This is a genomic window from Paenarthrobacter sp. NPDC092416, assembly GCF_044755025.1.
GTDB lineage: Bacteria > Actinomycetota > Actinomycetes > Actinomycetales > Micrococcaceae > Arthrobacter.
In genome coordinates this window covers 1-2,150 of sequence record NZ_JBIVQG010000036.1, presented here as the reverse complement: position 1 = coordinate 2,150, position 2,150 = coordinate 1, and the positions used below count along the sequence as shown (strand labels likewise).

The 2,150-nt window shown below is 62.2% G+C and carries 2 protein-coding genes; both read left to right on the top strand.

Annotated elements, in window-relative coordinates:
• Window positions 1–918 (top strand): methylisocitrate lyase (gene prpB / locus ACIQC5_RS24205; RefSeq protein ID WP_400287764.1); only part of this gene is annotated, 918 nt, incomplete at its 5' end.
• Window positions 915–2,078 carry a bifunctional 2-methylcitrate synthase/citrate synthase gene (locus ACIQC5_RS24200; RefSeq protein ID WP_400287763.1) on the top strand — a complete coding sequence of 388 codons (1,164 nt, stop codon included), beginning with the start codon at window positions 915–917 and terminating at the stop codon, window positions 2,076–2,078. The genes prpB and ACIQC5_RS24200, both read left to right, overlap by 4 nt.
• Window positions 2,079–2,150 lie beyond the last annotated feature (72 nt).

The window sequence follows — 2,150 nt, the reverse complement described above, 5'->3', positions numbered from 1 at the left end:
TCCAAAGTCACTCCCGAACAGAAACGCCTGAAACTCCGCGAACTCCTGAACTCTGGGACCATCGCGCAGTTCCCGGGCGCGTTCAACCCGCTCTCGGCCCGGCTGATCGAAGAGAAGGGCTTCGCCGGTGTCTACATCTCCGGCGCCGTCCTGGCCAACGACCTCGGCCTGCCCGATATCGGCCTCACCACGCTCACCGAAGTCGCCACCCGCGCCGGGCAGATCGCCCGCATGACGGACCTGCCCTCACTCGTGGACGCGGACACCGGCTTCGGCGAACCGATGAACGTGGCCCGATCCATCCAGGAACTCGAAAACGCGGGCCTGGCCGGCTGCCACATCGAGGACCAGTTCAACCCAAAACGCTGCGGACACCTGGACGGCAAGAACGTGGTGGACACCGACACGGCCACCAAACGGATCCGCGCCGCAGCAGATGCCCGCCGGGACCCGAACTTCCTCATCATGGCCCGCACCGACATCCGCGCCGTCGAGGGAATCCAAGCCGCTCAGGACCGTACCCGTGCGTTGGTGGAGGCCGGGGCGGACGCGATCTTCCCCGAAGCCATGGCCACCTTGGAAGAATTCCAGGCCATCCGCGATGCCGTGGACGTGCCCATCCTGGCCAACATGACCGAGTTCGGCAAAAGCGACCTCTTCACCACCGAGCAACTCCAGAACGTCGGGGTGAACATGGTCATCTACCCCGTCACCCTCCTCCGCATTGCCATGGGCGCTGCAGAAGCCACCCTAGAAACGCTCAAACGGTTGGGCACCCAGGAGGTTCGCGTCCCACAGATGCTGACCCGGTCCCGCCTCTACGAACTCGTCGATTACGAGGCTTACAACCAATTCGACACCGGCATCTTCAACTTTGAAGTGCCCTCCCTGTTCAGCCCGACGAAGGAGTCGCGATGACCGTTCAGCAAGCCGTAGAGACGCCCGAAATCCGCAAGGGACTGGCCGGAGTCGTGGTCGACTATACCGCCGTCTCCAAGGTCAACCCGGACACCAACTCACTGCTCTACCGCGGGTACCCTGTCCAGGAACTGGCCGCCAAATGCAGCTTCGAAGAAGTTGCTTACCTCCTGTGGAACGGCGAACTGCCCAACGACCAAGAGCTCGCAGATCTTGTTGCCGTGGAGCGTGCGGGTCGGGTGCTAACGTCCGACCTCAAGACCATCATCGATAGTTTGCCTCTCACCGCGCACCCGATGGACGTCTGCCGGACGGCCGCTTCGGTGTTGGGCGCCCGTCATGAGCTTGCCGAGGACTCCTCACCCGGAACCAATATGACGAAGGCCATTGACCTCTGGGCTGCCATGCCCGCGGTGGTGGCCTACGACCAGCGCCGCCGCCGGGGCCAGGACGTAGTCGAGCCACGAGAGGACTTGGACTACTCCGCGAACTTCCTGTGGATGACCTTCGGCGAAGAACCAGCAGAGGAGGTCGTGGAAGCCTTCAACGTCTCGATGATTCTCTACGCCGAGCACTCCTTCAACGCCTCTACCTTCACCGCCCGGGTGGTCACGTCCACGCTCGCTGATTTGCACTCTGCAGTGACGGCAGCGATCGGCGCCCTCAAGGGCCCGCTGCACGGTGGAGCCAACGAAGCAGTCATGCACACCTTTGACGAAATCGGCATCCGCCCCGAAGAATCCCTCGAGGAAGCCGCCACCCGCGCCCGTGCATGGATGGAAGACGCATTGGCCCAGAAGAAGAAGGTGATGGGCTTCGGACACCGCGTCTACAAGCACGGCGATTCCCGTGTGCCCACCATGAAGGCGGCGCTGGACAAGATGATCGCCCACTACGGACGACCCGAGCTCCTGGGGCTGTACAACGGACTTGAGCAGGCCATGGACGAGGCAAAGGCCATCAAACCCAACCTCGACTACCCCACCGGCCCTGCCTACCACCTGATGGGCTTCGATACACCAACATTTACCCCGATCTTCGTGGCCAGCCGCATCACCGGCTGGACCGCGCACATCATGGAACAACTGGCATCTAATTCCTTGATCCGACCGCTGAGCGCATACAACGGTGCGGAGCAACGCTCGTTACCTTTTTCGTAGCCCCTTTCTGGTGAAGGATGTGGGTGTGCTGGCCTGCCGGTCCCGGCATGATTGCGACGCTCTGTTTTTGAT

Bases quoted from the DNA above. Each gene is read 5' to 3' on its own strand.
- ACIQC5_RS24200 (WP_400287763.1), top strand. From the start codon at position 915: ATGACCGTTCAGCAAGCCGTAGAGACGCCCGAAATCCGCAAGGGACTG.